The following is a 255-nucleotide window of genomic DNA, read 5'->3' on the forward strand; positions in this document are numbered from 1 at the left end:
GAGCGTCGGTCGAACCGGGTCCTGTTTCGATAATGCCGCGGCGGAGAGTTTCTTCGCCGTCCTCAAAGCCGAGATCGGCACGACGGTCTGGGAGTCGATCACGCAGGCTCGGCAGGACGTTTTCCGGCGGATCGCGGAACATTACAACCGGGAGCGGATCCACTCGACCATCGGCTACATCACGCCGTACGAAGCGAGAACCCGCTACCGACAACGACTCGGCCTTGCGGCATAGAACGGAAGTGTCGGGCCCCG

1 protein-coding gene is annotated in these 255 nt (G+C 62.7%); it reads left to right on the forward strand.

Translation table 11 applies throughout. The features are described 5' to 3' along the window. Positions 1-235: integrase core domain-containing protein (locus K4B79_RS47635; protein WP_232033721.1), on the forward strand; the 235-nt coding region annotated here is incomplete at its 5' end. Positions 236-255 lie beyond the last annotated feature (20 nt).

The organism is Streptomyces lincolnensis, from assembly GCF_021173675.1.
Classification (GTDB): domain Bacteria; phylum Actinomycetota; class Actinomycetes; order Streptomycetales; family Streptomycetaceae; genus Streptomyces; species Streptomyces lincolnensis_B.